This window comes from Micromonospora sicca (assembly GCF_003172935.1).
Lineage (GTDB): Bacteria > Actinomycetota > Actinomycetes > Mycobacteriales > Micromonosporaceae > Micromonospora > Micromonospora sicca.
On record NZ_QGKS01000459.1, the window covers coordinates 1 to 5,515 of the forward strand.

4 protein-coding genes and 1 pseudogene are annotated in these 5,515 nt (G+C 75.1%); 3 read left to right on the forward strand and 2 right to left on the reverse strand.

Annotation, left to right across the window (positions count from 1 at the left end):
* Positions 1 to 453: 453 nt before the first annotated feature.
* Both DKT69_RS34195 and DKT69_RS34200 read left to right on the forward strand, forming a co-directional pair.
* A pseudogene (locus DKT69_RS34195) lies at positions 454 to 2,196 on the forward strand (WG repeat-containing protein); the annotation flags it as partial.
* A 68-nt stretch (positions 2,197 to 2,264) separates the two neighbouring features.
* Positions 2,265 to 3,263, forward strand: a complete 999-nt coding sequence (locus DKT69_RS34200; RefSeq protein WP_109805532.1) for an aldo/keto reductase family protein — start codon at positions 2,265 to 2,267, stop codon at positions 3,261 to 3,263.
* A 48-nt stretch (positions 3,264 to 3,311) separates the two neighbouring features.
* On the opposite strand, the gene DKT69_RS34205 is transcribed toward DKT69_RS34200, so the two are convergent.
* Both DKT69_RS34205 and DKT69_RS34210 read right to left on the reverse strand, forming a co-directional pair.
* Positions 3,312 to 4,109 (reverse strand): site-2 protease family protein, encoded by a 798-nt coding sequence (locus DKT69_RS34205; RefSeq protein WP_109805533.1) that lies wholly within the window; start codon positions 4,107 to 4,109, stop codon positions 3,312 to 3,314.
* Entirely contained in the window at positions 4,106 to 4,306 is a 201-nt protein-coding gene (locus DKT69_RS34210) for a hypothetical protein (protein WP_109805534.1), read from the reverse strand. Before DKT69_RS34210 ends, DKT69_RS34205 begins: the two co-directional genes overlap by 4 nt.
* Positions 4,307 to 4,454: 148 nt before the next feature.
* Here DKT69_RS34210 and DKT69_RS34215 point away from each other — a divergent pair.
* On the forward strand, positions 4,455 to 5,515 hold a 1,061-nt coding region (locus DKT69_RS34215; RefSeq protein WP_236648523.1), incomplete at its 3' end, for a serine/threonine-protein kinase.

The window sequence follows — 5,515 nt, forward strand, 5'->3', positions numbered from 1 at the left end:
CGCCCGGCACCGCCCGCCTACCGCGGTCCGGCCGGACCCCGGCCGGACGAGCGGGGCACTCGGGCCGAGGACGGTGCGAAGGCTCCCGCCGCGCCACGTCCGGTCTCCGCGCCGCCCGGCGCCCCACCGGCCCCGGTGTCCGCGCCGCCGGTCCCGACGTCCGCGCCACCGGCTCCGGTGTCCGCGCCACCGGCTCCGGTGTCCGCACCGCCCGCGCCGCCGGTTCCGGAGTCGGCGTCGCCTTCGGCGGCCGTTTCGTCGGCTCAGGTGTCCGCGCCACCGGCGTACCGGCCCGTCAGCGCGACCCCCGCCGGGCCGGTCAGCGGGCCACCGGCAGGGCACGTCGCCGCCCCATCGGCAGGGCAGTTCAGCAGGCCACCGGCCCAGTCGACCGGGGCGGAGGTCGGCCGGCCGGTCTCCGCGCCACCCGTCTCCGCGCCACCCGTCTCCGCGCCACCCGTCTCCGGACCGCCGGTCTCCGCGCCACCCGTCTTCGCGCCGCCAGTCTCCGGGCCGCCAGTCTCCGGGCCGCCGGTCTCCGGGCCGCCAGTCTCCGGACCGCCGGTCTCCGGGCCGCCAGTCTCCGGGCCGCCGGCACCGGCGTCCGCACCCGCACAGCCCGTCTCGGGACCACCCGCAGCGGCCTTCACCTCCGCACCGCCCGCCTCGGCGCCGCCGGCGGACGCGCCCGCAGAGCCTGCCTCCGCGCCGGCCGCCAGGCCCGCAGAGCCCGGGTCCGCCGCGGCGCGCCCGGTGTCCGGCCCGCCCGCGGGGCCGTTGGCGGCGCCTCCAAGGCCGCCGGACAGCACCTCCGACACGGAGCCGCCGGACAGCACCTCCGACACGGAGCCGTCGGACAGCGCCTCCGAGGCGGAGCCGCCGGCGCCTCCGATGGACCCGGAGCAGGCGCTGGCCGCCTTCCGGTGGCGGCTGGACCCGGAGACGCTGCGCGAGGAGGCGACCGATCCGGAGGAGCTGCGGGTGGTCCGCGACGGCCTCACCGCCAAGCTGGGCACCGCGCTCGACAACCGGAGTCGCGCCAGGCTGCTCAGCCTCCGCTCGGTGGCCTCGCGGATTCTCGGCGACCTGGACGACGCGCTGGCCGACGGTCGGCTCGCGGTCACGTACGCCGAGGCCACCGCCGAGTTGCGGCGGACCGCGCTGGCGCGTGCGCGGCTCGCCCAGGTGCTGCGCTGGCGGGGTGAGCACGCGGAGGCGGACCGGCTCTTCGCCGAGGCGAACTCCCCGGAGCTGCCCGACCGGTTGCGTGCGGCGCTGCACGAGCACGCCGGCCGGTCCTGCGTCGACCAGGGCCGGCTGATCGAGGCGTGCCACCACTTCGAGCGGGCGCTGGACCTGCGCCAGGGCGGGGACGCGGAGCTGATCGCGCGTACCGGAGTGGCGCTGGACGCGGTCCGGGAGCGGGCCGCGGCCGGCGGGTTCGGCCCGTGGCCGCGCGACCGCGACGTGATGCGGGGCGGCGAGCGGGCCCCGGCGCCCACCTTCGACGAGGAGCTGGAGCTCTGGGGCTACGCCGACGTCGACGGCAACCTGGTGATCGACCACCGGTACGCCGAGGTGCAGGCGTTCCGCGAGGGCATGGCCTGGGTACGCCGTCCGGAGGCGTCCCGGTGGGCGCTGATCGACACCTCCGGGGCCGCCCTGATCGAGGCGAACAACGGCTACCGGGCGGTGCGCTCCTTCTCCGACGGTCTGGCCTGGGTGTCGATGGACGGCAAGGCCAACTGGATGGCGGTCGACCCGACGAACATGGTGAAGATCCCGCCGGGCTTCGAGGACGTCCGCCCGTTCCGGGGCGGGCTGGCGGCGGTCCGCCGGGGCGGCTGGGGCGCGGTCGACCGGACCGGTCAGCTCGTCGTGCCGACCCGGTACCACGGCTTCCCCACCGCCCTGGCCGACGGCCGGTACGTGGACGGCTTCACCGAGGAGGGCCTGGCCGTGGTGGAGCTGGCCGGCCGCCGGGGCGTGGTGGACCGCACCGGCCGGGTGGTCGTCGAGCCGGCGTACCGGGCGCTGGTGATCCACCCGGTCGCCTTCCTGGTCGGCGACGGCGGCGGGCGCTGGGGCGCGCTGGACCGGCGCGGCGAGCTGCTGATCGACCCGGTGCATCCGAGCCGCGCCGAGGTGGTCGCGGAGATCGACCAGCTGCTCGCGGACACCAGCCCGGTGCTCTGACGGGTGCCCCTCGGCACGCCGGGCAGCGCGGCCGGGTGACCCTGATCCGGCGGGGCTAGGGTCGGGGCATGGAATTCCGACACCTAGGCCGTTCCGGCCTGATGGTCAGCGAGATCTCGTACGGCAACTGGATCACCCACGGCTCCCAGGTCGAGGAGGACGCGGCGACCGCCTGCGTCCGGGCCGCCCTGGACACCGGCATCACCACCTTCGACACCGCCGACGTGTACGCCGGCACCAAGGCCGAGACGGTCCTCGGCCGGGCGCTCAAGGGCGAGCGCCGCGAGGGGCTGGAGATCTTCACCAAGGTCTTCTGGCCGACCGGCCCGGGCCGCAACGACCGCGGCCTGTCCCGCAAGCACATCATGGAGTCGATCGACGGCTCGCTGCGTCGGCTGCAGACCGACTACGTGGACCTCTACCAGGCCCACCGGTACGACTACAGCACGCCGCTGGAGGAGACGATGGAGGCCTTCGCCGACGTCGTGCACTCCGGCAAGGCGCACTACATCGGTGTCTCGGAGTGGAAGGCGTCGCAGCTCCGCGAGGCCCACCAGCTGGCCCGGGAGCTGCGCATCCCGCTGGTCTCCAACCAGCCGCAGTACTCGATGCTCTGGCGGGTCATCGAGACCGAGGTCATCCCCACCAGCGAGGAGCTGGGCGTCGGTCAGATCGTCTGGTCGCCGATGGCCCAGGGCGTGCTCTCCGGCAAGTACCTGCCGGGCCAGCCGCCGCCGGCCGGCTCCCGGGCCACCGACGAGAAGTCCGGCGCGGGCTTCATCGCCAAGTTCATGACCGACGAGGTGCTCACCCGGGTGCAGCGGCTCAAGCCCCTCGCGGAGCAGGCCGGGCTGACCATGCCGCAGCTCGCCATCGCCTGGGTGCTGCAGAACCCGAACGTCTCCTCGGCGATCGTCGGGGCGTCCCGCCCCGAGCAGGTGCACGACAACGTCAAGGCGGCCGGCGTGAAGCTCGACGCCGACCTGCTCAAGGCGATCGACGAGATCGTCGAGCCGATCACCGAGCGCGACGCGGCCAAGACCGAGTCCCCCGCCCAGCGCCCGTGAGCGCCGCCCGGTCCGGCCGGCCGCTGGCGCCGGCCGGACCGGGCCCGCTCAGCCCTGCCAGAAGCGGATCAGTTCGAAGCCGACCGAGTAGAAGGCGGGCGACACGCCGAGCACGTCGGCGACCGCGAAGACCGCGTCGAAGAACCAGCCGCCGATCCGCGGGCTCCACAGCAGCGCGAAGAGCAGGATGAAGCCGTACGGGGCGAACAGGTCGTACATCCGGCGGTACTGCGGGCTCAGCCACGGCTGGATCATGTTGCCGCCGTCCAGGCCGGGCACCGGCAGCAGGTTGAGCACGCTGGCGGTGAGCTGGAGGAACGCCAGCAGGCCCACCCCGGCCCAGAACTCCACCGAGCCGCCGTTGCCGAAACCGATCCGCAGGGCCGACACCAGCACCAGGGTGAACAGCACGTTGGTGGCCGGGCCGGCGAGGCTGACCAGGGTGTGCCGCAGCCGGCCGGGGATGGCGTGCCGGTCCACCCAGACCGCCCCGCCGGGCAGGCCGATGCCGCCGAGCAACACCACGATCACCGGCAGCACGATCGACAGCAGCGGGTGGGTGTACTTGAACGGGTTGAGCGTCAGGTAGCCCCGGTGGGCGATGTCCCGGTCCCCGAACCGGTACGCGACCAGCGCGTGGGCGTACTCGTGCAGGCAGAGTGAGACCAGCCAGCCGGAGACCACGAAGAGGAAGACGTCGAACCGGACGTTGCCGTACCGCTGCCAGGCCAGCACCCCGCTGGTCACGAAGAGCGCGACCAGGCCGAGGAAGACCGGGCTGGGCCGGAACGCCGCCCGGGGCACCCCGAGCACCAGCGGCTCGCCCGGCCGGTCGTAGCCCATCATTCGGTCGGGGGCAGCAGGCTCATCCGGTACTCCACCCGGTCGTCCTCGACGAGCGCGACGGAGGTGACGCCGGACGCCGCGAGCTCCCGCCAGGTCTGGCCGACCCACGACTCGGCGTCCGCCTGGCTCGCGAACGACTCCGTCGGCCCGTCCACCGACTTGCCGTCCGTGCCCTCGTACCGCCAGCTCCACGCCATGCCGCGTCTCCCCTCGCCGCCGTCGTCCCCCTGGGACGTAAACCTCCGCAAGCGTAGTCGGCCGGGCGCGGAACGGCCGGGCCCACCACCTACCGGTCGGGCCACCGGGTGGATCAACGGGATCGGCGGGGGCCGGTACGGTGACGCGGTGCTGACTCAAGGAGTGGTGCTCAGCGACCGCTATCTGCTGAGCGAACGCATCGCGACCGGTGGCATGGGGGCCGTCTGGCGGTGCACCGACACCCTGCTCGACCGGGAGGTCGCGGTGAAGGTGCTGCTGCCGTCGCTGGTCGCCGACCCGGAGTTCACCACCCGCTTCCACGCCGAGGCACGGATGATGGCCGCGCTGCGGCACCCCGGCATCGTGCAGGTGCACGACTTCGGCTCGGCGACGCTCGCCGACGGCAGCCAGGTCAGCTACCTGGTGATGGAGTACGTCGACGGCGAGCCGCTGGTGACCTGGGTCCGCCGCGCCGGCCGGCTCGACCCGGCCTCCACCATGTCGGTGGTGGCGCAGGCCGCCCAGGCGCTGCACGCCGCCCACCTCGCCGGGATCGTCCACCGGGACGTCAAGCCGGGCAACCTGCTGGTAAAGCGGGACGGCAGCGTGGTGCTGGTGGACTTCGGCATCGCCCGGTCCACCACGATGGCCGGGATCACCGCCGCCCACATGGTGCTCGGCACCGCCTCCTACATGTCGCCGGAGCAGGCGGCCGGCCAGCCGGTCTCACCGGCCACCGACGTGTACGCCCTCGGCGCCGTCGCCTACTACTGCCTCGCCGGTCGCCCGCCGTTCGAGGGGGAGAACCCGCTCCAGGTGGCGATGCGGCACGTCCAGGACGAGCCCGCGCCGCTGCCACCGGGCACCCCGCCCGCCGTGCTGGAGGTGGTCCGCCGGGCGTTGGAGAAGGGCCCCGCCGACCGGTACCCGGGCGCCGCCGCCATGGCCGAGGCCGCCCAGGACGCCCGCGACGCGACGCTGGCCAGCGTGCCGGTGCCGCCCCGGCCGCCGTGGGCCGTGCCGGGCCCGGCCGTCACCGGCCCCGCCGCGCTGCCGACGCCGAGCCCGGCGGCACCCGGCCCGGCGACACCGGGTCCGGCCGGCACACCGTCGACCGCGTCGACCGGCGCCTCGCCGACGGCCGGCTCCGCGCCGGCGACGCCCGCCCGACCCGGCGGGTACCCGCCCGCCCCTCCCCCCCCGCCGAC